A 20,302-nucleotide genomic window follows, 5' to 3' on the forward strand; every position below is an offset into this window, starting at 1 on the left:
GTCGGGGCTAAATCGCGCCAGCGCTGGCTGTTTTACGCGTATGACAGGCTCCGGAAGACGGTTGTTGCGCACGTATTCGGTGAACGCACTATGGCGACGCTGGGGCGTCTTATGAGCCTGCTGTCACCCTTTGACGTGGTGATATGGATGACGGATGGCTGGCCGCTGTATGAATCCCGCCTGAAGGGAAAGCTGCACGTAATCAGCAAGCGATATACGCAGCGAATTGAGCGGCATAACCTGAATCTGAGGCAGCACCTGGCACGGCTGGGACGGAAGTCGCTGTCGTTCTCAAAATCGGTGGAGCTGCATGACAAAGTCATCGGGCATTATCTGAACATAAAACACTATCAATAAGTTGGATTCATTACCCAGACCTTCCTCTATTCAACTGACTTCTGAGAGGCACAATGTCACCAGTTCAATTTAAATCGGCCGCGCTTGCCCTGTGCATTGCGTCCGCAGCGGCATCCGCGCAGGCGGCTGATGATAACCAGTCCGGCGCATTCGGTATTTCACTGCCCTCCGTAAATAACAGCGCCATAGGCTACGGCAAGGACGTCAGCGGCGCGGTTTCTGACAAGCTCTACTATACGCTCGGCGGCGGCTCAGTGATTTCACAGCCGGCAACGCGCAGCAACATGCGTAAAATCGGTATGAGCGCAGGCTGGAGCAGCGACCTGATGTGCGGCAACTTCGACCTGAAAACGACGGTCGGTAATCAGCTCAACGGGGTAACAAATGGCTTCAAAAATCTCATGGGCGACGTGGTTCAGAACGCCACCGGTGCCGTCGCCAGCCTGCCGGCAATGATTATCCAGCGTGCCAATCCCGGCCTGTACGACATGCTCACAAACGGCGTGCTGCAGGCAAACGTCTCTTTTGATAAAGCCCAGCTCAACTGCCAGAACATGTCGAAGCGCATGATGGATTTTGCTGGCAACAACAAATGGACGCAGGGCGCGGTAATGGATGAGTACCGATCGCTTGTTAACAGTGGAGACGCTGATGCTGTCCGCGTGAATAACTCAGCGGACAAGCTGCAGGGCAACTCAGGCCAGAACTGGATCGGCGGACAAAAACGGGGCGGTCAGGGGCAGAAGGCCATCCGACCAACGCATGACTTAACGGCCGCAGGGTTCAATATGATGAACAGCCTTCCGGTATTGAGCTCTGACACGGTCAGCAGCAACAGCTGTAACGGGGGAGCCTGCGGAAAATATGCGAGTGCTGAAGAAGCCGCTAAAGCCGTGGTTCAGGTTGTGGGAGACAGCTCCCTGCGCACCTGCAGCGATGCATCTCAGTGTACCAGCGGCGATGAGGAACAGCAGCCGGGGGCTACTCAGGCCGGCACTGGCTTTGCTCCGATTCTGGAAGAGACCACCAAAGAGAATACTGAACAGCTGGTAAAACTCGTTAACGGCACCGAGCAGCCCAACGCGACTAACCTGGCAAAGCTCAAAACAGGCAGTTTGCCCATCACTGCAGGCGTTATCAGAGCACTTCAGCGGGATCCTGATAACGCAGCCCTGACCGCCCGCCTTGCCGGCGAGCTGGCGATGGCGGATACGGTTGAAACCGCGCTGATTATGCGCCGCATGATTGTTACCGGCATGTCTGAGCCTAACGCTGCCGCGCAGAATGCGGCCATTGAGGAAGGCGATCGTCGCGTTGCGGCCATCGATCGTGAGATCACCGCTTTGCGAAATGAAATGGAGCTCAAGCGCGAGCTGTCCCGCAACTCAGTGCTCACCATTATCGATCGGGAAAACGGGCGCGTTAACAGTAACCCGCAGACGCAGAGCGATGACAGCACCGACAACCGTATTAACCGTCTGGCCGTTCCTGAAACGGAAAACAACTGATGAGAGCGCAGCCTATGAAAACCACAAACGGGGCGCAACGCGCCTCATTTTTCCGCCGACACCCCGCGCTGTTGCGCGTGCTGTGTACTGCCGGCGCTCTGCTGGCATTCCTGCTGGCCGGGCTCATCGTCGCGGACCGTGCTATTAAGGAACCTGCGCAGGCAGCTGTATTCCGTGACTGGATGGAGCATGCCCGCTATGGCTGGCTGATATGGCGCCTGGCGATTTATGGTGCGCTGGCGTGGGGTTTTGTGAAAGTTTTCCGTGCACCGGGCTTCGGCCCGCAACACCGGCAGCCGCTGATCCGCATTGCGGCTGTAAGCCTTATTTTTGCCGTTGTCTGTGAACTGGTGCTGCTCGGCGGCACGGGAGCGTCCTGATGCTGACTAACAGCTACCTAGAATATTTCCTTACCCTGCTCGGCTGGGTGGTTAACAACGGACTCTGGAATATTCTCATCACGACCGGCCTGTTTGCCGCGCCTGTCGCTTTCCGGCTTATCGGCATCTGGCTGAAAGTGCGTGAAGAAGGTGAAGATGAGGGAAATAAAGGTGCCCTGTCCATACCCCGCATGGAGCACGCGGTTTACACGTCTTTTCTGGTGATGATTGCCTGCTGTATGCCGCTGATGAACGTCGATATGAACACGATAAAATATGACACGTCGCGTGCGCAGAGCTGCGGGACGTGGACGCCAAAAGCGCCCGATGACACGGGATATTCACCGGTCATATCGAGCATTAATGATCAGACGGCTGCCGCGCCGGTCTGGTGGTATCTGATTCACAAGCTGGCAAAGGGCATTACCCAGGCGTCTGTTGCCACTATCCCCTGCCGTCCGGACATGCGTCAGCTCCGCTTCGAGGTGCAGCACACGCGGATTAACAACAAATCTCTCGCGGAGGAGCTGCAGGACTTTACCAACGACTGCTATTCGCTCGCGCTGTATATGTGGAAACGTCAGGATCAGGGGCAGACGAAAGATAAAGCCACGCTGCGTGATATTGAGTGGATAGGCAGCAAAACTTTCCTCAGTAATTATTACGGCAGCCTGCAATCGAAAACGCCCCGGGCTGAATTTGCCTGGAACGAAAGCCGCGACAGCGGAAGGCCGGATACAGGCCGGGGCGGCTATCCGACCTGCAGCGAGTGGTGGAATAGCGCTGATACCGGGCTGGAGGCTCGCGTCGTCGATCAGGCTGACCCGGGGTTATGGACCCGTCTGACAGCTGCCATGAAAATGATCGGGGGCAACTCAGCGGACTATAAAGAGGCTATTATCCGCCGCCTGGTCAGTCCTGAGAGTCTGACCGTATCACAGGGCGGACATGTCTATGCCGGCTACGGAGGCAACGCCGATTTCACGCTCGATAACTCCGTAGCCCGCGTAGCTGCGATCGGCGGCACCGCGTTAGGCAGTCTGGCAGCGTTCCCAGCATTTGATGCCATGCGCCAGGCGCTGCCAATGGTCCAGGCCGTGTTGCTCATGGCCGTGGTTGTGATTCTGCCGCTTATCCTGGCGTTCTCTGCCTATGAAATTAAGACCGTTATTACGCTCACGTTTGTGCTTTTTGCGCTGAACTTCCTGACGTTCTGGTGGGAGCTGGCGCGGTGGCTCGACAGCTGGCTGCTGACAGCGCTGTACAGCTCTGACACGCACAGCAGCTTTAACATGGCCGGATTTCAGAACAGTTCGGATGACCTGATCATGAACTTTGTTATGGCCACGATGTTTCTGGTACTGCCTGCAGTATGGATGGGAGCACTTTCATGGGCTGGCGTACGTATCGGCGGCACACTGGATGCTGCGTTCAAAAGTGGTACAAACGATGTGCAAAAGGCGGGAGGCTCAGCTGTAAATACAGCTAAAAGTGCCGCTAAGCTATGATTTTGTTAGTGGGCATGGATGCCCTCTAATCTTCCTCGTCTTCGTAATTATCTACCCTGGATGATGTTGCTCCTGGCATTGATGAGCCTGTATAGATCCCCGTTCCCTCATAACCATCACGCCACTCAGTCCCATAAGAAGGGGCATGATCATCGCTGCAGCCATCTTCACCGCTGATAGCTATGTTGCACAGCATATAAACAAATATCCCGCCAATGATGATAATGGTTCCAAAGATCACTCCACATGCGACCGCAGTACTCAGCGCTACAAAGCACGCCAATGGAACCGGTATGCGCCCTAAAAAAGCAGGAAGTCCACGCCTTACAGCCCATGCGATACAAATATTGTTGGCAGCTCTCGCGCTTTTAGAGAGCCTGAGCCAGAATCCGGCGGCACGCTTTCCTCTGTTAAAAGCTGAGTTATCCATAGTCTCTCCTTAGAATAATTTTGAGCTTAATAGTCACATAGAATGTCTGTAGAACTTTGGTTGTAACATTTATTTGACTGATTCTCAGCCCAGAACATAACCCCACATGCAAGCGTCGCACCTAAACTCGCGCCCAAATAGGGTGCATATCTTGATTTTAGCCCCCTACCCAAAAGCACCTCAAAACCGATGCAGTGGATAAATAATAAAATAATCATGAAGTTATGTTACATGGTCACTTCTACTCATTAATTAAACTTTCATCATGCTCAGCAAGGTAACGTTTAGTAATCCTGATTACCTGCCGTTCAGAAACCCCACAAGTATTGGCTGTTTCACGAATGCTCATCCCGTTATGTAGCCGCAGTTTTATAACGTTTTTATGCATTTGATGGTTAGCCTGCTTTCCTTTGAACTTTCCTTGCTCAACAGCTTTTTTGATACCCTCTTGCTGCCTGCGTCTGCGATCCTGATAGTCCTTACGGGCTATAGCTGCAAGCATATCTAACATCATTGCATTTATTGCTCTGAGCATTGCAGCAGTAAAGTCGTCACTTCTCTGGTTCTCCAGCGCGACGTAACTGGTTGGTAGATCCAGACTTACTATCGATAGACTTTTACTGTTAATCAATTCCTTGAGTTTTACCCATCCAGCATCATCAAGACGAGAAAGCCGATCTACCTGCTCAATCAGTAAGGCATCCCCTGGCGAGGCATTCTCAAGTAGCCGCATAAGTTCGGGCCGCTGAAGTGAAGCACCAGAAACATTCTCTACATACCAGCTTGCTACACGATGGCCGCGCTCAGCTACAAATTGCTGCAGGCTGTTTTTAGCACGCTCGGCATCTTGTTGCCGGGTAGATGCGCGGAGGTACGCAAAAATGTACATTTTTCAGGCTTCCATGACTTATAGGTGATGACTTATTATAGCATGACTTTTAGGTAATGACTTAATGGTAAAATGGGTGCATTTGAGGGGGTGACTTTTGGGTATACCGAGCTGGATTTCGCTGCTTTGGGGTAACCATGCCGGATTTTAATCAGAATTTACGTAGCGTGATCGAATTTAAAGAACCACCAATGTCCGCTATGAGCGAAAAGCAGACGTTGCCCGCCGTTAGCCAGCGGGCAACATAATAACCAGCTATTTACGCAACAGGCGCAGGCCGTTTGCCACAACAAGCAGACTTGCACCCACATCGGCAAATACAGCCATCCACATGGTTCCCATGCCGGCAATGGTCAGGGCCAGAAATATTGCTTTGATGCCAATTGCCATAACGATGTTCTGTACCAGAATGCTGTAAGTCTGTTTTGAAAGCCGGACAAAGGCAGGGATTTTACGTAAGTCATCGTCCATCAGGGCAACATCAGCGGTTTCGATGGCGGTATCGGTGCCCATCGCGCCCATGGCAAAGCCGATATCGGCGCGAGCCAGCGCCGGCGCATCATTGATGCCGTCGCCTACCATGCCAGTGGTACCCTGAGCCGTAAGTGTTTCAATGGCGCGCAGTTTGTCCTCAGGCAACTGGTTACCCCGGGCTTCATCGATACCGACCTGAACGGCAATGGCCTGCGCTGTACTCGAATTGTCTCCGGTCAGCATGAGTGTCCGGACGTCCAGACCGTGCAGCTGGCTCACCGCTTCGCGACTGCTTTCTTTGACTGTATCTGCCACTGCAAACAGCCCGAGTACCTGATGACTGTCACAGAGCAGGATGACCGTTTTACCAGCGGACTCCAGTTCCCTGAGCGTCGCCCTGACAGTCTCCGGGCAGCTGCTCGTTTCTTCAGCCAGTCTCAGATTCCCGAGGCTGTAGGTTCTGTCATTGATGACACCCCGCACCCCGCGGCCCGGCAGAGCTTCAAAGCGCTCAACGTCATAACGCTGCGAACCCTCTAATGCTGCCGTCACGGCCTGCGAAACCGGATGATCGGAGTAACCCGCCAGACTCGCAGCCAGTCTGCGGCCTTCATCTTCGGCAACCCAGGTATAGATAATCACATCCGTTTGTACAGGTTTACCGTGCGTCAGCGTGCCAGTTTTGTCGAGCGCCAGCCATTTCAGTTTTCTGCCCTCTTCAAGATAAATGCCACCTTTAATCAGGATCCCCCGGCGGGCTGCCGCCGTCAGGCCGCTGACGATAGTTACTGGCGTGGAAATGACGAGCGCGCAGGGGCAGGCGATAACCAGCATGACAAGCGCCTTATAAACCCACTCGTGCCAGCTTTCACCTGCCATCAGTGGCGGGAGGATGGCAACCGCAACCGCGATTGCAAACACCACGGGGGTATAAACCTGTGCAAAGCGGTCAACAAAGCGTTGCGAAGAGGCTTTTGCCCCCTGGGCCTCCTCCACGGCATGAATGATGCGTGCGAGTGTAGTATTTCCGGCAGCAGCCGTTACCCGGTATTCAAAACCACCGGAGCCGTTAACCGTCCCGGCGAAAACCGGATCGCCTTCTCCTTTTTCGATCGGCAGGCTTTCGCCGGTAATGGGTGCCTGGTTGATGCTGGTCCTGCCTCGGACAACCCTGCCGTCAAGGGCGATACGCTCACCCGGTTTTACCCGGACCACGCTGTCAAGGGGTACAGATCTGGCATCTGCCACTGTCCAGGAACCGTCCGGCTGCTGAATCGTGGCTGTTTCAGGCGTCAGCGTCATCAGGGAGCCAATAGCATTGCGGGCGCGGTCAAGAGACTTCGCCTCAATCAGTTCCGCGATCGTGAACAGCACCATTACCATGGCGGCTTCCGGCCACTGCCCGAGCGCCAGCGCCCCGGTTACAGCAATGCTCATCAGGGCGTTAATATTCAGATTGCCGTTACGCAGCGCAATCCAGCCCTTTTTGTAGGTAGACAGGCCGCAGGCACCAACAGCGGCCAGGGCCAGAACTGCTTCCAGCCATTCCGGCATGCCTGTCCAGTGCATAGCTTCGGCGGCCGCTGCCGCAACGCCGGCCAGTGCCAGCGGCCACCAGGGATTTTTCTTTTCCTCAGTAGCCGCGTGCCGCCCGCTGCTGTCAGAGAGCTCAGGTTCAAAGCCCAGCGAACGAATGGCGGCCAGAACCGGCTCCAGCGTACCCGGTGCATGAACGACCGTCAGAACGCGCTGCATAAGGTTAAAATCCAGCTCCTTAACGGCCGACATACCGTCCAGCTTTTTACGGATCATGCCCTCTTCTACCGGGCAGTCCATCTGCCTGATGCGGATGCTGGTACGCACTCCGTCAGCGGTCAACTGCTGTGCCTGCAGCTCACCGGAAGTGACAGCCGCAGGTGCGCAGCAGGAACCGCAGGCGCTTTCCGCTTTGCTGCCTGAACAACTGATGCCGGCAGGCCGGGTGACTTTATCAGCCAGTTCCGGGTCAAAACCCAGAGAGCGCACCGCCTGTAGTACCGGCTCCAGTGCCTGCGGCGAGTGGGTCACGGTAAGTACCCTCTGCATCAGATTGAATTCAAGCTCACTGACGTCAGACAGTTTTGTGAGTTTTTTACGAAGCAACGTCTCTTCCGTCGGGCAGTCCATCTGCACGATGCGCAGACGTGTCTGAACGCTATCGCTCCCGTCGCGTTCTGCCACTGGCCCGGAAGGCTGACTCAGACTCTCCGATGAACAGCAGCTTCCGGCACTACAACAGTCCGGTGAGGCATCAGCCATTTTTTGCGAAGTTTTTCCGGAGGCGTCTGCCGTGGCAGCAGAGGTATAGCTGACGGATGTCCGCTCTCCGGACGCGGCAGAACCGCACTTGTTATTACTACAGCAGTCACTCATGTTTTTATCTCGTTCATAGCATATACTGGCATTAAAGACCCTGAAGTAACTACAGGGTCAAGTGTACAAGGAAAAAGTTATGAAAATTGGCGAACTGGCCCGGCAGGCAGGCTGTCCGGTAGAGACGGTGCGTTATTATGAGCGTGAGGGGCTGCTGCAGGCAGCATTACGTGACCAGGCAAATAACTACCGTCACTATGACAGTGCCCATCTGGAAAGACTGATGTTTATCCGCCGCTGTCGGGCGCTGGATATGACCCATGAAGAAATCCGGGTGCTGCTGCAGGCACGCAGTCAGCCTGATGCAGATTGCGGTATGGTTAACGACCTGATAAACGAGCACCTTCTTCATGTACAGGCCCGTATTCGTGAACTTAATATGCTGGAAACGCAGTTGTGCGAGCTGCAGAGTCATTGTAACGCCAACCGTGCAACGCGCGACTGTGGCATTTTGCGCGAACTGGAGCAGGCAGATGAGTCGGATGATGTCCTTCCCGTTATTTCTTCTGGCCATCTTGCCGGCAGCCATCCGCATTAATTTTTTAAGAGCAGGCTCTGTAACGAGCCGTTTTAATTAAAAGATAACGTCCGCTTCTGGCACAGAGCGGACATGCTGACTGAGCTGGAGGTCCGCTATGAGCGAGGAGCGGACCTTGATCGATTACAACTTATTTATCGACGTACTCTATATCTGACCTGCAAGATAAAAAACCACCAAAAATATATGTTTTACCGAATGTATAGTTGCTCGCTACCCCCTACTTAGCGATACTGCTCACTGTTTGTTAAACAGGAGTTGTAATGCTTCAGCTTAATCCTCTACAGCTTTTCAAAACGCTTTCTGACGAAACACGGCTCAGTCTGGTGCTGTTGCTGCGGGAAAAGGGAGAACTTTGCGTCTGCGAACTCACAACTACTCTCAGAGAATCTCAGCCAAAAATTTCCCGTCATCTTGCGTTACTCCGGGACGCCGGTCTGCTTATCGACAGGCGTGATGGCAAGTGGATTCATTACCGACTGTCACCTCATATGCCCGTCTGGGCGGCAGCTGTAATTGAACAGGCTTATCTGTGCCAGCGGGATGACATCCTGCAGCTCAGCCAGCAGGCTGAGCGGGACAATGTAACCACCAACGGCAAGCCAATCTGCATTTAAATTTTTTAACTATTCATATGTGTTTTCCCATATGTATATTTTTAAGTTCTCTGCGCCAGGCCTGACAGGTGCAGTATTAAAGGAGAGTATATGTTTCTGGCGGGTGCGATTTTTGTTCTGACGCTGGTACTGGTTATCTGGCAGCCGAAAGGACTGAGTATTGGCTGGAGTGCCGTTATCGGGGGCGCTCTGGCGCTAATGACCGGCGTGGTGCATATCGGTGATATTCCTGCCGTATGGCAGATTGTCTGGAATGCGACGGCCACGTTTATTGCGGTCATCATCATCAGCCTGCTGTTAGATGAGTCCGGCTTTTTTGAGTGGGCAGCACTCCATGTTTCCCGCTGGGGAGGCGGCAGAGGAAGACTGCTGTTCACCTATATTATTCTGCTGGGCGCGGCAGTGGCATCGCTGTTCGCCAATGACGGCGCGGCGCTTATCCTGACGCCAATCGTTATTGCCATGCTCCTGGCGCTGGGCTTCAGTCCGGCTGCCACGCTGGCATTTGTAATGGCAGCGGGCTTTATCGCTGACACTTCCAGCCTGCCGCTAATCGTGTCGAACCTGGTCAACATCGTCACGGCGGACTTCTTTAAGCTGGGCTTCAGTGAGTATGCTTCCGTCATGGTGCCGGTGAATATTGCTTCCGTGGTGGCTACGCTGGTGATGCTGCATCTGTTTTTCCGCAAAGAGATCCCGGCAACCTATGACCTGGCGAAGCTGAAAGCGCCAGCGGAAGCTATACGCGACATGCGCACCTTTCGGGCCGGATGGTTTGTTTTACTTCTGCTGCTGGTCGGATTTTTCGGCCTTGAGCCCCTTGGAGTACCGGTCAGCCTGGTAGCAGCGGTAGGGGCGTTTGTTCTCTGGCTGGTTGCCCAAAAAGGACAGGTTATCGACACCCGCAAAGTGCTGAAAGGCGCGCCCTGGCAGATAGTCATTTTCTCGCTGGGCATGTACCTCGTGGTATATGGCCTGCGTAACGCCGGCCTGACGGATTACCTCTCTGCTGCTTTGAACCGTTTTGCTGAGCACGGCGTCTGGGGTGCCACACTTGGCACCGGCTTCCTGACTGCGGCACTCTCTTCCGTAATGAACAACATGCCTACCGTGCTGGTTGGCGCGCTTTCGATTGACGGCAGCACGGCTCAGGGTGTGGTGAAAGAGGCAATGGTATACGCCAACATCATCGGCTGCGATCTCGGCCCGAAAATCACACCCATCGGCAGCCTGGCGACACTGCTGTGGCTGCACGTGCTGGCTCAGAAAAACATCACCATCAGCTGGGGCTACTACTTCCGCGTGGGCATTGTGATGACCCTGCCGGTACTTTTTGTGACGCTGGCGGCGCTGGCCCTGCGCCTGTCTTTTCAACCTTAACCCCGGGGCTGCGTCTGTGCAGCTCCTTAACGGAGTACCGTTTATGACTGATATCACTATTTATCACAATCCGGCCTGCGGAACGTCCCGTAATACTCTGGCGCTTATCCGTAACAGTGGCGTGGAGCCAACAGTGATTTTGTATCTGGAGATGCCACCATCCCGCGACGAGCTTAAAAAGCTGATAGCTGATATGGGTATTAGCGCACGCGCCCTGCTGCGCAAAAATACAGAGCCGTATGAGCAGCTGGGGCTGGCAGAAGACCGGTTCAACGATGATGAACTGCTGAATGCGATGCTGGCTCACCCTATCCTCATAAACCGCCCCGTGGTTGTGACGCCGCTCGGCACAAGACTCTGTCGTCCGTCTGAAGCGGTTCTGGACATTCTGCCTGACCCGCAGCAGGGAGCATTTACGAAAGAGGACGGCGAAAAAGTCATTGATGAACACGGAAACCGGATGAGCCACTGATTTTTTCAGTGTGCTGCCGGCAGGAAGGGAGACGCAAAAACAGAAGCCGGCAGATGCCGGCTTTTTTCATATACTGCGCTGATTAACCCGCTCAGAGAGCTGCGCGGTACTTTCTTTCCTTTCGCTGTAGCGATCGGTCAGGTAGTCACTGCGCCCGCGCGTCAACAGAGTGAACTTCATCAGCTCCTCCATTACGTCCACGATGCGATCGTAGTAAGGCGAAGGCTTCATGCGACCATCTTCATCAAATTCAGCCCAGGCTTTTGCCACGGATGACTGATTCGGGATAGTAATCATACGCATCCAGCGCCCCAGAATGCGCATCTGATTAACTGCGTTGAAAGACTGCGAGCCGCCGCTGACCTGCATGACAGCCAGGGTTTTTCCCTGCGACGGGCGAACCGCACCTGACGTCAGCGGTATCCAGTCAATCTGCGCCTTCATGATGCCGGTCATAGCGCCGTGACGCTCCGGGGAGCACCATACCATGCCTTCCGACCAGAGAACCAGTTCGCGCAGTTCCACAACTTTGGGATGCGTTTCAGGGGCATCATCAGGCAGCGGCAGACCGGACGGATTAAAAATTTTGACCTCTGCACCCATTGCCGTCAGCAGCCGGGCGGCTTCTTCCGTCGTCAGCCGGCTATAAGATCGTTCCCGCAGCGAGCCGTAGAGCATCAGAATGCGGGGCGGGTGCGCCACTTCTGCAGCCCTCAGCTTATCTTCCGTCAGCGGCACGTCCAGGAGTGAAGTATCAACATTTTTCAGGGTATCGTTCATGTTATTCACAATGAGGTCTCTTTGTGAGTCGTCGCGGGTGACAGGCTGCAGCTACTGCCTGCGCAGCATTCCTCTGTAAGAAAGGCCATCAGTTGTTCAAGCTGCGTATAGCAAGGTCTGCAAAACAAGGTACGGCTCTGCCGTTCCTGGCTGATCAGGCCCGCGGACATCAGCGCCGAAATATGATGACTGAGCGTGGAGGGCGGAATACCGAGGCGCTTCTGCAGAACACCGACTGGCAGGCCGTCATGACCCGCTCTCACCAGCTCCCGGTATACGCTAAGACGGGTCGGGTGCCCCAGCTCCCGAAGCGCATTTGCTGCTGTTTTTAAATCCATACGCCCTCCTTGAACTATATTTCCAGAATAATAGAAATATAATCAGCGTCAAATATTTTTCCCCGGAATGGATGGCTCGCCCTTATCCCGGTTCGGTCCAGCAGAGGAAGGATGACGACGCCAGATCACTATGGAAATCGCCGTGATGAACAGGGTAAGGATGGCAGATAAAAGCAGCGTGCCGGGTGTGCCGTATTGCTCCAGCAGTATGGCGTAAACTGACGGCGCGAGCGCCGCGAGCAAAAAAGCGGGTGACAGCAGTAAGCCTGTTTTACGGGCATACTGCTGCGGATCAAACAGCACAAGAGGCAGGACGGCCTTAATGATCGTACTCAGTCCGTTTACAGCCCCGTAACTCAGAATAAAGATGGCTGTAGCCACCGGGGTAACATTCCCTGCAAGGCCAACCAAAAAGCATAATGGCAGAATAATGCCGGTAAACAGGCTCAGACGGATCGCTGAAGTACGTGCACCGGAAGCCACGTCCAGCAGTCTGGCGCTCACCTGTCCCACCCCCCACAACATACCCGCTACGGCGGGCATACCATAAGCGGCCAGTATCTGAGGAAAATGAGCGGACACGCCGGTGGAAACAAAGCTTATCAGCGCTATCAACGTGGCGTACCACAGGCCGCTGATAAAGGCTTTCCGGTCTTCTGCTGGTCCGATCGCCTGAAGAGCGGGCTGCCCGGCAACGGGAGGTTGACGCCGATAACCTGCCGGAACGGTGGTCAAAAAAAGCAGGCTGACAATGCCTGCACAGCCGTAAACGATAATGGCATGCCGCCAGTCGGTAAAGTGCAGTAGCGCAGCGCCAGCAGGCCAGAACGCGACTGACGCGAGACCACCCAGCAGTGTGACCAGGGTGATTGCCCGGCGGGCCTCTGCGCCTGCAATTTCTACAAGCAGCGCAAATGCGGCATCATACAGGGCAAGTCGCATGCCAGCTCCCATCAGGAGCCAGACGGCAACCCACGATGTGGTTGAATGGGTAAAAGCCATCAGAAAACAACCGAGGACTATGACGAAGGTTCCCACCATCATCACCGTACGCCCGCCGGTACGTGCTATAAGGGGGCCGGTAAGTGGCGAGACAAGCCCCATAACAAGCATGGCAATAGTCAGCCCGGAGAATGTCACAACTGGTGACCGGCCTGTCTCCGACATGATGGCGGTCCCGAAGACCCCCGGCATATAGAATGTGATACCCCAGTTGATTAGCTGCGTCATGCCAATGCAGAAAATGGTGCGGCCTGTCAGATACCCGTCAGTCAACCCGTGCTCTCCGGAAATGTGGCGTCGCCCTGCCCGAGCGTACGCTGCAGGATGACCGTATCAAGCCAGCGTCCGTGCTTGAAGCCCACAGATCTGAGCGTTCCTGTAATGCTGAAGCCTGCCGCGCGATGCAGGGCAAGAGAGGCGCTATTTTCGCTGTTTCCAACTACGGCCACGAGCTGGCGAAAGCTACGGTCCTCTGCCCATGTGACCGCACTCAATAACAACTTTTTTCCGATCCCCTGGCCCTGAAAATTGGGGGCAATATATACAGAATTCTCCAGGGTGAATCTGTAGGCACACCGTTCCCGGTAGAGTGACAGGTAGCAGTATCCGCGGACATTGCCGTCCTCAACAGCCACAAACCAGGGCAGTCCTGCTGCACGCACCTTTTTCAGGCGGGCTGTCATTTCAGCCGGATCCGGCGGTTCAGTTTCAAAAGTGGCGGTGCCATGCAATACGTGATAAGCATAAATCTGCTGGATGGCAGGAATATGTCGTTCATCTGCTTCGGTTATTTCCATCGGTACGGCTCCTTCTGCGGTCATAAGCAGAGACTAACCGGAATGAACAATTTCAGACAGGCAGCAGGACTTATCAGCGGCATAAGGAAAATTTTGGCATGGCAAACCTGAACCTCGATCACCTGGCTACTTTCAGACTGGTCGTCAGCCGGGGCAGTTTCTCCGGGGCGGCTGAAGCACTTGGTCTGTCGCAGCCGGCAGTGAGCCTGCATATAAGACAACTGGAGCAGGCGCTTCAGGTCCGGCTTATTGAGCGAACCAGCCGGGGAGTAAGGCCCACGCCAGCCGGGCTGACTCTCGTTGAGCACAGCATGAAAATTGATGCAGTGGTAAGTACAGCAGTTGAATCGGTGTGCCAGCATTCTGATGAGATAACCGGCACTGTTACTGTTGGCACAGGCGCAACGGCCTGTATTCATTTACTTCCCCCCTTACTACAGCAACTGCGGCAGGCCCATCCCCTGCTGAAGGTGGACGTACGCACAGGTAACACTTCCGATATAGTGCGGGGCGTGGAGGAAAATCGTATAGATATTGGCCTGGTGACTCTGCCAGCTGCAGGTAAAAACCTGAGCATCATCCCGCTGGGTACGGATGAGTTTGTTGTCATCATGGAAAAGGATGCATCAGAGCCGAGTGCGAAAATATGGAATCCGGGCGCTTTGTTGCCGCTGCCGCTGATTATCTTTGAACCGGGAAGCGGGACACGCGCCCTGATTGACCAGTGGTTCCGGGAGACGGGACATATTGCCTGCCCGGTCATGGAGCTTGGCAGTATCGAAGCTATTAAAAGAATGGTCCGTGCCGGTCTTGGCTACAGCATTGTTCCCAGAATGTCCGTTGCATGCATTGAGGAAAGATCGGGGCTCGATCTTTACTCTGTGACGCCCTCTCTTCACCGGACTCTCGGGACAGTCATGCGGGAAGACCGGATTGTAAGCAGAGGTATCAATGAAGTGCTGAAAAACCTAAACAGCAGTTTTGCAAAAAACGAAATCAGATAAATATTCTTCGATATCTAAACCGGACAGGTCTACTCTCTCCGGCGAAGTATCACTACAGCTTTTACCAGCTACCAACGTCCGCTTCTGGCACAAAGCGGACATACGCAGAAAAGCAACTCATGAACGAGCATCAGCGTCTTCCATTATCGCTTTCACTCTTAAAATGGTCTGCCGTGTGGTGTCAAATTCGCGGGCGATCGCGCTGATACTCTTCCCTTCACTAAGACGCAAGAACACCGCTTTCTTTTGTTCGTCATCCAGAGCCGGCGGGCGGCCGAAACGCTTTCCGGATGCCTTAGCCCGCGCAATACCAGCATGTGTACGTTCAAGTAGCAGATCGCGCTCAAATTCAGCAACCGCCGAGATTACCTGCATTGTCATCTTTCCGGCCGGACTGGTGAGGTCTACCCCTCCCAGCGCCAGGCAGTGTACCCGTATTTCTGACGCAGAAAGTAGCTCAACGGTTTTTCTGATATCCATGGCGTTTCGCCCGAGGCGATCCAGCTTCGTTACGATTAAAACGTCCCCGTTTTCCATTCGATCAAGGAGACGCATAAATCCAGGGCGTTCAGCAGCCGCGACTGAACCACTTATGTACTCTTCAATCAGTCGCTGGGGTCTGATGGCAAAGCCGGCCGCTTCGATTTCGCGACGCTGGTTTTCAGTGTTCTGTTCGAGGGTCGATACCCTGCAGTAGGCAAAAACTCGTGACATGTAGTTATTTTATGTACGAAATAGGTGTACTTATTATAACCCATGTCCGAAATTAAAAACACTAACTTTCGGACAGGTTATATTCTACATGTACGAAACCGGTCGGTTTCGGACGTATCAAGAGCTGCTCTTTCTGAGCATGACCACAGCATCGGTTCCCACCATCTGGAGCTGCACCCGATGTCTCGCGGCTACGTCCAGCGCAAATACCCGCGTGTATATCTCGGTAGACTTGGCGCTCTTGTGTCCCAGCAGGCTCTGCAGCGCCTTGAGCGGCGTGCCCGCGTAAAGCATTTGCATGGCATAGCTGTGCCGGAAGGTATGCAGTGTAACCGGGATCGAGAACGTCACGCCGTCCGCGACGGCCTCTACGGCCTCGTTCAGCCAAGTGCGCGCTGTGCGATCGGCGATTTCCCAGGGCCGTACCTTCTCCGGCCGGTCGCTCTTTTCATTCCGTCGCTCGAGCGGAATGCGCAGGGCGGCGCACATCATCTCCAGCTGGGTCACGTACTGCGCGTCTGAAAGGGGCACCAAGCGATGCGGCACGGTGCCGGCAGGCAGGCGACCGGCCCAGCGCTCTGCCTTTTCCTCGCGCTGCTTGAGTGTGGCCAGCTACACGAAAGGGTACCTTGGCGCAGCAGAAAGTCCCCTCAGATCAGCGCCAGCGTTTCGTTAATGCGCCCGCCCGTATTCCAGAGGGTGGTGAACAGCATCTTGCGGTGCAGATCCGGCACGTAATGGAGAAGGGCGCTAACCTCGAGCCAGCAGGTACTGTGGATATTCATCATGCTGTGCAGCCATCAGCCGCAGCGCCAGTGCAGCCGGATAATCAATCGCAACCGACAGCTGCGGAACGGGGGCCTGTGGATAGTGTGATGGCAGCATCATGGTCATTTCTGCTTTTCCTTATGACAGTAAGTCAGAGGCTCGTCAGGCCTGTGAGCCACATATGACGGAAAATCCGTAATCTCCGTAATACTGTAGGGGGTGAATTCTTCCCCTGCAGGCAGGCGCTGGCGCATTCCCTCCAGAACGGTTTTCTCTGTCCCGGCCCCTGCACCCGGCATTGTGATCGACATGCTGGCAGGATCGACAATCGAATAGTAACCCGCTTCATCTTTTATCTGGGTGAGCGTGTAGCTCAGCGTCAGCCCGGGAACGGTTTTTCCCTGCGGGGTCCACGCAGCGGTGGCGCGATAAACGGTATGCGCTGCCGTCCGGCTCATAACCGTCCCCCTGACTTCAAGCCGGGTCGGCAGGATGTTCTTTCCGTCCCCGGGGAGGTTCTTAATACAGACCTGGGTACTTCCCGGCGGATAGGCATCGTCCAGGCGTGAGGCTTCCTCATAGGTCGCGGCACGCGGCGACACGGCGACACGGCGACACGGCGGTCAGCATGGCAGTGCAGCAGAACAGGTATGCTGGTCATTTCATTTTTTTATTATCCCTCCGTGGAGTTGTCTACAGGTGCACCCAGATCGGGAAAATCCTCGGTCTCTGTTTGAACTTTTGCCCCGTATCCGGACGACAACCTGCTGATGCCAGGCTCTCAGCAACTTGCGCAGGGGTCAAAGTCCTGGCCCTCTCTTTTTTGGTGGGGAAGAGGCTGTGTCTGGAGTTTGTGGCAGACTAGCGTTTAAAATTTCTTTTTGAGTCAGAGTCCAGGCTTGATTTAGCAGAATGTCTCTGACTTCTCCGTTGCCTTCAGGAGACTTTGGCATTTTAATATTATCGGATTCGGCACGCTTATAGGTGTAATCGTTCATTTCCCTGAGATTCCCGTTTGGCATGATCTCTAATAACCCTCTGTCCGAATGAGTAACAATATTCCTTTTGGTTATTTTTACGTGTCCCACAATCTGTATTGCCTTTTTAATACAGAGTTCATGCATCTCAAAAACACCAGCCATCTTTTGGAGGATAGCTTTCAACAATGAATCCTCACTCACCTTTAGTAAAATATTGTTATTATTATATATAAAATAATATTCTATTTTATAGTATATGAATGCAATTACCGTACGCCCTTACCGGCATGATCCGACTTGTCCTGATACGGCAGTAACCGGAAACGTAGCACGGCGGCGGGGCGGGCGGAAGCGGCAGATCTGTGGCCTGTTGTCGCTGACGCATCCCGTATGTAGTGTCTCAGACAGCTAATCGAGCCACTATATACAGTATGCTGCGCAAAAATCCGCCTTGTGAGCCCGAAGATCCGGTTCTGCCTTTTTTCGGATCCCGGATGACAAAACGCATGATATTTCCTGTAAATGCAATTATTCATAACATTTGGTAATGCTGCCAACTTACTGATTTAGTGTATGATGGTAATTTTAAGGTGCTTGCGTGGCTTCCATTTCCATCAGATGTCCTTCCTGCTCCGCTACTGAAGGCGTGGTGCGTAACGGCAAAAGCACTGCCGGACATCAGCGCTACCTCTGCTCTCATTGCCGTAAAACATGGCAACTACAGTTCACTTACACCGCCTCTCAGCCCGGTACGCACCAGAAAATCATTGATATGGCCATGAATGGCGTCGGATGTCGCGCCAGTGCACGCATTATGGGCATTGGCCTCAACACGGTTTTACGTCACTTAAAAAACTCAGGCCGCAGTCGGTAACCTCGCGCATACAACCGGGCAGTGATGTGATTGTCTGCGCTGAAATGGACGAACAGTGGGGCTACGTCGGTGCTAAATCACGTCAGCGCTGGCTGTTTTACGCGTATGACAGGATACGGAGGACGGTTGTGGCGCACGTCTTCGGTGAACGCACTCTGGCCACACTGGAGCGTCTTCTGAGCCTGCTGTCGGCCTTTGAGGTCGTGGTATGGATGACGGATGGCTGGCCGCTGTACGAATCACGCCTGAAGGGAAAGCTGCACGTTATCAGCAAGCGTTACACTCAGCGCATTGAGCGACATAACCTGAATCTGAGACAACATCTGGCAAGGCTGGGACGGAAGTCACTGTCGTTCTCAAAATCGGTGGAGCTGCATGACAAGGTCATCGGACATTATCTGAACATAAAACACTATCAATAAGTTGGAGTCATTACCATAACATTTATATTCATATATGTTAAAAGTGCGAAATTAGCATCAGTTGTTGGTTATTATTAAGATTTCAGCAACAAACCGTATCCCACCCGCTTCGTTAAAAAAACCGAAGGTCATCAGAAGCGCTCACTGATCGTTCCGGGCTGAGACGGTGGCAGCGTCACGGGTAATGTCTCTATTTTATTGGTCGTGAGGAAGGCCGGATAATGGCCAAACTAAGAAGCCATAGCATTGGGGGCAGCCTGCTGATCTGGTATGATCGAGCAGAGGCTCATCTCAATGAGCAATCCCCGCAACAAATTTTTTCGGGGTGCAACAGACCCTTTAGTGTCCAGGCCTGAAAAAAAAGAAAGCACGGTCTCTGAGAGACTACGGTCCTTACGCAACCATACCGGTTAGCGAGCTTTATATTTTCATTATGACTATCTGTATAACAGGGGAATGAATGTGATTAAAAAAATATGCGAAGTGATTGATGGAGAGTATGTCTGTGACATTGATATCAGTGTGGAAGAATGGAAAACTTTATTAACAAATGATAAAGTTTTTGACACAAAAAGTATTGCAGCGTTAAAAAAATGGTTTATTGAGCCAAATCATTCCTGCACATGCTTCGATATTGGTAAGAAGTACGACCTGCACAGCATGAGTGCTAATGGAGTCATAAACGGACTGGGTGGCAGAGTTCAAAAAGAACTCGGTAGATTCGAGGTTAAAGGTGTCGGAAATATCGCATCCGGTACAAAATTCATTACCGTAATGAAGAGTAAAGAAATCGGCGGAAAACCCAAAAGAAACTTATGGACAATTCGTGAGGAACTTGTTCAGGCAATTAACGAACTGGATTTTTTTGGTACAACAGAAATGGCCAGCAGTGAGTATTACTCTGACGATGAGTTGATCAATGCCATAGAGAAAAGTAATATCTTTGACAACGTTCAGACGTTTGAATATACAGGGGAAGCCAAACCAAAGAAAAATGCAATAGAAGTAAAAAATGGCCTCTCGTATCCCAGGAGTAAAGGCGTATCCCAAAATGCGCTGAATAAAGCAGGTTACAGATGTGAAGTCGATAGTGACCACCCAACATTCAGAAGGCGAAATTCATCCTTAAATTACACAGAACCTCATCACATTGTACCTATGTCCAGGCAAGATGCTTTTGACACATCTCTTGATGTTGAAGAAAATATCATATCTCTGTGTTGCAATTGCCATAAACAAATTCACCTTGGTCAGGGTTATGAAGATATGCTGAAAGAAATATACACTGCGCGAAAAAGGTTATTAAAAAAAGTTGGTATTGATATATCACTGGAAAACTTGATTCTTTATTACAAAATGGAAAGTAAGTGAGATTCAAACGAGAGTGATACCTTCGTTTTATTGGTCGGGATGAACAGCAGATGATGTTTCCGGCAAGTATCGGGTCCAGAAACTTTCTGTTAAAAAAGAGGTAAAAGTAGTCTTGAGCCCTGACTGCGAATTGCCATTGCGCATGACCAGAGAACAGGACGAACCCCTGCCAAACCCAGGCATGAGAAACACCTTTAAAACATAGACTTAATTAAAATCAGCAATTCCCATCGAAATAATAAGCAAGCAGAATTGGCTCAGGTGAATTTCACTCGGTGCAGTGCATG

General features: G+C 53.0%; 20 protein-coding genes and 2 pseudogenes. 11 read left to right on the forward strand and 11 right to left on the reverse strand.

Features of this window, described 5'->3' with window-relative positions; all coding sequences use genetic code 11:
* The 4 genes and pseudogenes from JS46_RS21755 to JS46_RS21770 form a co-directional block, all read left to right on the forward strand.
* Nucleotides 1-357: pseudogene (locus JS46_RS21755) on the forward strand (IS1-like element IS1B family transposase); the annotation flags it as partial.
* Between the two features lie 53 nt (nucleotides 358-410).
* Nucleotides 411-1,865 carry an integrating conjugative element protein gene (locus JS46_RS21760; protein ID WP_081876087.1) on the forward strand — a complete coding sequence of 485 codons (1,455 nt, stop codon included), beginning with the start codon at nucleotides 411-413 and terminating at the stop codon, nucleotides 1,863-1,865.
* Between the two features lie 14 nt (nucleotides 1,866-1,879).
* Complete coding sequence (locus tag JS46_RS21765; protein ID WP_235213026.1) at nucleotides 1,880-2,245, forward strand: hypothetical protein; 366 nt, start codon at nucleotides 1,880-1,882, stop codon at nucleotides 2,243-2,245.
* A complete protein-coding gene (locus JS46_RS21770; protein ID WP_033755768.1) occupies nucleotides 2,245-3,753 on the forward strand; it encodes a conjugal transfer protein TraG N-terminal domain-containing protein in 1,509 nt (502 codons plus the stop codon). Before JS46_RS21765 ends, JS46_RS21770 begins: the two co-directional genes overlap by 1 nt.
* Before the next feature lie 25 nt (nucleotides 3,754-3,778).
* Here the strand turns inward: JS46_RS21770 and JS46_RS23955 are convergent, their stop codons facing one another.
* The 3 genes from JS46_RS23955 to JS46_RS21780 form a co-directional block, all read right to left on the reverse strand.
* On the reverse strand, nucleotides 3,779-4,183 hold the full coding sequence (locus JS46_RS23955; RefSeq protein ID WP_081876088.1) for a hypothetical protein: 405 nt from the start codon (nucleotides 4,181-4,183) through the stop codon (nucleotides 3,779-3,781).
* Nucleotides 4,184-4,424: 241 nt separating this feature from the next.
* Complete coding sequence (locus JS46_RS21775; protein WP_033755769.1) at nucleotides 4,425-5,072, reverse strand: recombinase family protein; 648 nt, start codon at nucleotides 5,070-5,072, stop codon at nucleotides 4,425-4,427.
* A gap of 255 nt (nucleotides 5,073-5,327) precedes the next feature.
* Nucleotides 5,328-7,844, reverse strand: coding sequence for a heavy metal translocating P-type ATPase (locus JS46_RS21780; protein ID WP_235213027.1), 2,517 nt, complete (start codon nucleotides 7,842-7,844; stop codon nucleotides 5,328-5,330).
* A 193-nt stretch (nucleotides 7,845-8,037) separates the two neighbouring features.
* On the opposite strand from JS46_RS21780, the gene cadR reads away from it, so the two are divergent.
* From cadR to arsC, 4 genes are all read left to right on the forward strand, one after another.
* On the forward strand, nucleotides 8,038-8,496 hold the full coding sequence (gene cadR, locus JS46_RS21785; RefSeq protein ID WP_033755771.1) for a Cd(II)/Pb(II)-responsive transcriptional regulator: 459 nt from the start codon (nucleotides 8,038-8,040) through the stop codon (nucleotides 8,494-8,496).
* Nucleotides 8,497-8,759: 263 nt separating this feature from the next.
* Nucleotides 8,760-9,113 (forward strand): metalloregulator ArsR/SmtB family transcription factor, encoded by a 354-nt coding sequence (locus JS46_RS21790; RefSeq protein ID WP_028722306.1) that lies wholly within the window; start codon nucleotides 8,760-8,762, stop codon nucleotides 9,111-9,113.
* A 90-nt stretch (nucleotides 9,114-9,203) separates the two neighbouring features.
* Nucleotides 9,204-10,493: an arsenic transporter gene (locus tag JS46_RS21795; protein WP_019106253.1), complete on the forward strand. Its 1,290-nt coding sequence runs from the start codon at nucleotides 9,204-9,206 to the stop codon at nucleotides 10,491-10,493.
* Nucleotides 10,494-10,536: 43 nt separating this feature from the next.
* Nucleotides 10,537-10,965: a glutaredoxin-dependent arsenate reductase gene (gene arsC, locus JS46_RS21800; RefSeq protein WP_028722307.1), complete on the forward strand. Its 429-nt coding sequence runs from the start codon at nucleotides 10,537-10,539 to the stop codon at nucleotides 10,963-10,965.
* Between the two features lie 66 nt (nucleotides 10,966-11,031).
* Here arsC and arsH read toward each other — a convergent pair whose 3' ends face one another.
* From arsH to JS46_RS21820, 4 genes are read right to left on the reverse strand one after another with little or no spacing between them, the layout of a single operon-like run.
* On the reverse strand, nucleotides 11,032-11,745 hold the full coding sequence (gene arsH, locus JS46_RS21805; RefSeq protein ID WP_028722789.1) for an arsenical resistance protein ArsH: 714 nt from the start codon (nucleotides 11,743-11,745) through the stop codon (nucleotides 11,032-11,034).
* Nucleotides 11,746-11,750: 5 nt separating this feature from the next.
* Complete coding sequence (locus JS46_RS21810) at nucleotides 11,751-12,083, reverse strand: helix-turn-helix transcriptional regulator (protein WP_028722790.1); 333 nt, start codon at nucleotides 12,081-12,083, stop codon at nucleotides 11,751-11,753.
* A 48-nt stretch (nucleotides 12,084-12,131) separates the two neighbouring features.
* Nucleotides 12,132-13,358, reverse strand: a complete 1,227-nt coding sequence (locus tag JS46_RS21815) for an MFS transporter (protein ID WP_033755775.1) — start codon at nucleotides 13,356-13,358, stop codon at nucleotides 12,132-12,134.
* The gene (locus JS46_RS21820) at nucleotides 13,355-13,882 is read right to left on the reverse strand and encodes a GNAT family N-acetyltransferase (protein ID WP_014606056.1); all 528 of its coding nucleotides are present in this window, start codon (nucleotides 13,880-13,882) and stop codon (nucleotides 13,355-13,357) included. Before JS46_RS21820 ends, JS46_RS21815 begins: the two co-directional genes overlap by 4 nt.
* A gap of 98 nt (nucleotides 13,883-13,980) precedes the next feature.
* On the opposite strand from JS46_RS21820, the gene JS46_RS21825 reads away from it, so the two are divergent.
* On the forward strand, nucleotides 13,981-14,886 hold the full coding sequence (locus tag JS46_RS21825) for a LysR family transcriptional regulator (RefSeq protein WP_028722792.1): 906 nt from the start codon (nucleotides 13,981-13,983) through the stop codon (nucleotides 14,884-14,886).
* 117 nt (nucleotides 14,887-15,003) lie between these two features.
* Here JS46_RS21825 and JS46_RS21830 read toward each other — a convergent pair whose 3' ends face one another.
* The 4 genes and pseudogenes from JS46_RS21830 to JS46_RS21845 all read right to left on the reverse strand — a co-directional run bounded on the left by JS46_RS21830 (nucleotide 15,004) and on the right by JS46_RS21845 (nucleotide 17,531).
* Complete coding sequence (locus JS46_RS21830; RefSeq protein ID WP_033755777.1) at nucleotides 15,004-15,600, reverse strand: recombinase family protein; 597 nt, start codon at nucleotides 15,598-15,600, stop codon at nucleotides 15,004-15,006.
* 117 nt (nucleotides 15,601-15,717) lie between these two features.
* Nucleotides 15,718-16,494 (reverse strand): annotated as a pseudogene (locus JS46_RS23015) (tyrosine-type recombinase/integrase).
* Nucleotides 16,491-16,826, reverse strand: a complete 336-nt coding sequence (locus JS46_RS21840) for a hypothetical protein (protein ID WP_033755778.1) — start codon at nucleotides 16,824-16,826, stop codon at nucleotides 16,491-16,493. The pseudogene JS46_RS23015 and the gene JS46_RS21840 overlap by 4 nt, the downstream one beginning before the upstream one ends.
* A 342-nt stretch (nucleotides 16,827-17,168) precedes the next feature.
* On the reverse strand, nucleotides 17,169-17,531 hold the full coding sequence (locus JS46_RS21845; RefSeq protein WP_033755779.1) for a hypothetical protein: 363 nt from the start codon (nucleotides 17,529-17,531) through the stop codon (nucleotides 17,169-17,171).
* A 415-nt stretch (nucleotides 17,532-17,946) separates the two neighbouring features.
* On the opposite strand from JS46_RS21845, the gene JS46_RS21850 reads away from it, so the two are divergent.
* Together JS46_RS21850 and JS46_RS21855 are read left to right on the forward strand one after the other, a co-directional pair.
* A protein-coding gene (locus JS46_RS21850; protein WP_225321516.1) for an IS1 family transposase occupies nucleotides 17,947-18,644 on the forward strand; the annotation gives its coding sequence in 2 pieces (ribosomal slippage) (nucleotides 17,947-18,196 and nucleotides 18,196-18,644; 699 coding nt in all).
* A gap of 462 nt (nucleotides 18,645-19,106) precedes the next feature.
* The gene (locus JS46_RS21855) at nucleotides 19,107-20,015 is read left to right on the forward strand and encodes an HNH endonuclease (protein ID WP_007374408.1); all 909 of its coding nucleotides are present in this window, start codon (nucleotides 19,107-19,109) and stop codon (nucleotides 20,013-20,015) included.
* Nucleotides 20,016-20,302 lie beyond the last annotated feature (287 nt).

The sequence above is a fragment of the Pantoea sp. NGS-ED-1003 genome (assembly GCF_000738765.1).
GTDB classification, from domain to species: domain Bacteria; phylum Pseudomonadota; class Gammaproteobacteria; order Enterobacterales; family Enterobacteriaceae; genus Pantoea; species Pantoea septica.

Coding starts and splice junctions, on each gene's coding strand:
- JS46_RS21760 (WP_081876087.1), top strand. CDS start 411: ATGTCACCAGTTCAATTTAAATCGGCCGCGCTTGCCCTGTGCATTGCG.
- JS46_RS21765 (WP_235213026.1), top strand. CDS start 1,880: ATGAAAACCACAAACGGGGCGCAACGCGCCTCATTTTTCCGCCGACAC.
- JS46_RS21770 (WP_033755768.1), top strand. CDS start 2,245: ATGCTGACTAACAGCTACCTAGAATATTTCCTTACCCTGCTCGGCTGG.
- JS46_RS23955 (WP_081876088.1), bottom strand. CDS start 4,183: ATGGATAACTCAGCTTTTAACAGAGGAAAGCGTGCCGCCGGATTCTGG.
- JS46_RS21775 (WP_033755769.1), bottom strand. CDS start 5,072: ATGTACATTTTTGCGTACCTCCGCGCATCTACCCGGCAACAAGATGCC.
- JS46_RS21780 (WP_235213027.1), bottom strand. CDS start 7,844: ATGGCTGATGCCTCACCGGACTGTTGTAGTGCCGGAAGCTGCTGTTCA.
- cadR (WP_033755771.1), top strand. CDS start 8,038: ATGAAAATTGGCGAACTGGCCCGGCAGGCAGGCTGTCCGGTAGAGACG.
- JS46_RS21790 (WP_028722306.1), top strand. CDS start 8,760: ATGCTTCAGCTTAATCCTCTACAGCTTTTCAAAACGCTTTCTGACGAA.
- JS46_RS21795 (WP_019106253.1), top strand. CDS start 9,204: ATGTTTCTGGCGGGTGCGATTTTTGTTCTGACGCTGGTACTGGTTATC.
- arsC (WP_028722307.1), top strand. CDS start 10,537: ATGACTGATATCACTATTTATCACAATCCGGCCTGCGGAACGTCCCGT.
- arsH (WP_028722789.1), bottom strand. CDS start 11,745: ATGAACGATACCCTGAAAAATGTTGATACTTCACTCCTGGACGTGCCG.
- JS46_RS21810 (WP_028722790.1), bottom strand. CDS start 12,083: ATGGATTTAAAAACAGCAGCAAATGCGCTTCGGGAGCTGGGGCACCCG.
- JS46_RS21820 (WP_014606056.1), bottom strand. CDS start 13,882: ATGGAAATAACCGAAGCAGATGAACGACATATTCCTGCCATCCAGCAG.
- JS46_RS21825 (WP_028722792.1), top strand. CDS start 13,981: ATGGCAAACCTGAACCTCGATCACCTGGCTACTTTCAGACTGGTCGTC.
- JS46_RS21830 (WP_033755777.1), bottom strand. CDS start 15,600: ATGTCACGAGTTTTTGCCTACTGCAGGGTATCGACCCTCGAACAGAAC.
- JS46_RS21840 (WP_033755778.1), bottom strand. CDS start 16,826: ATGAGCCGGACGGCAGCGCATACCGTTTATCGCGCCACCGCTGCGTGG.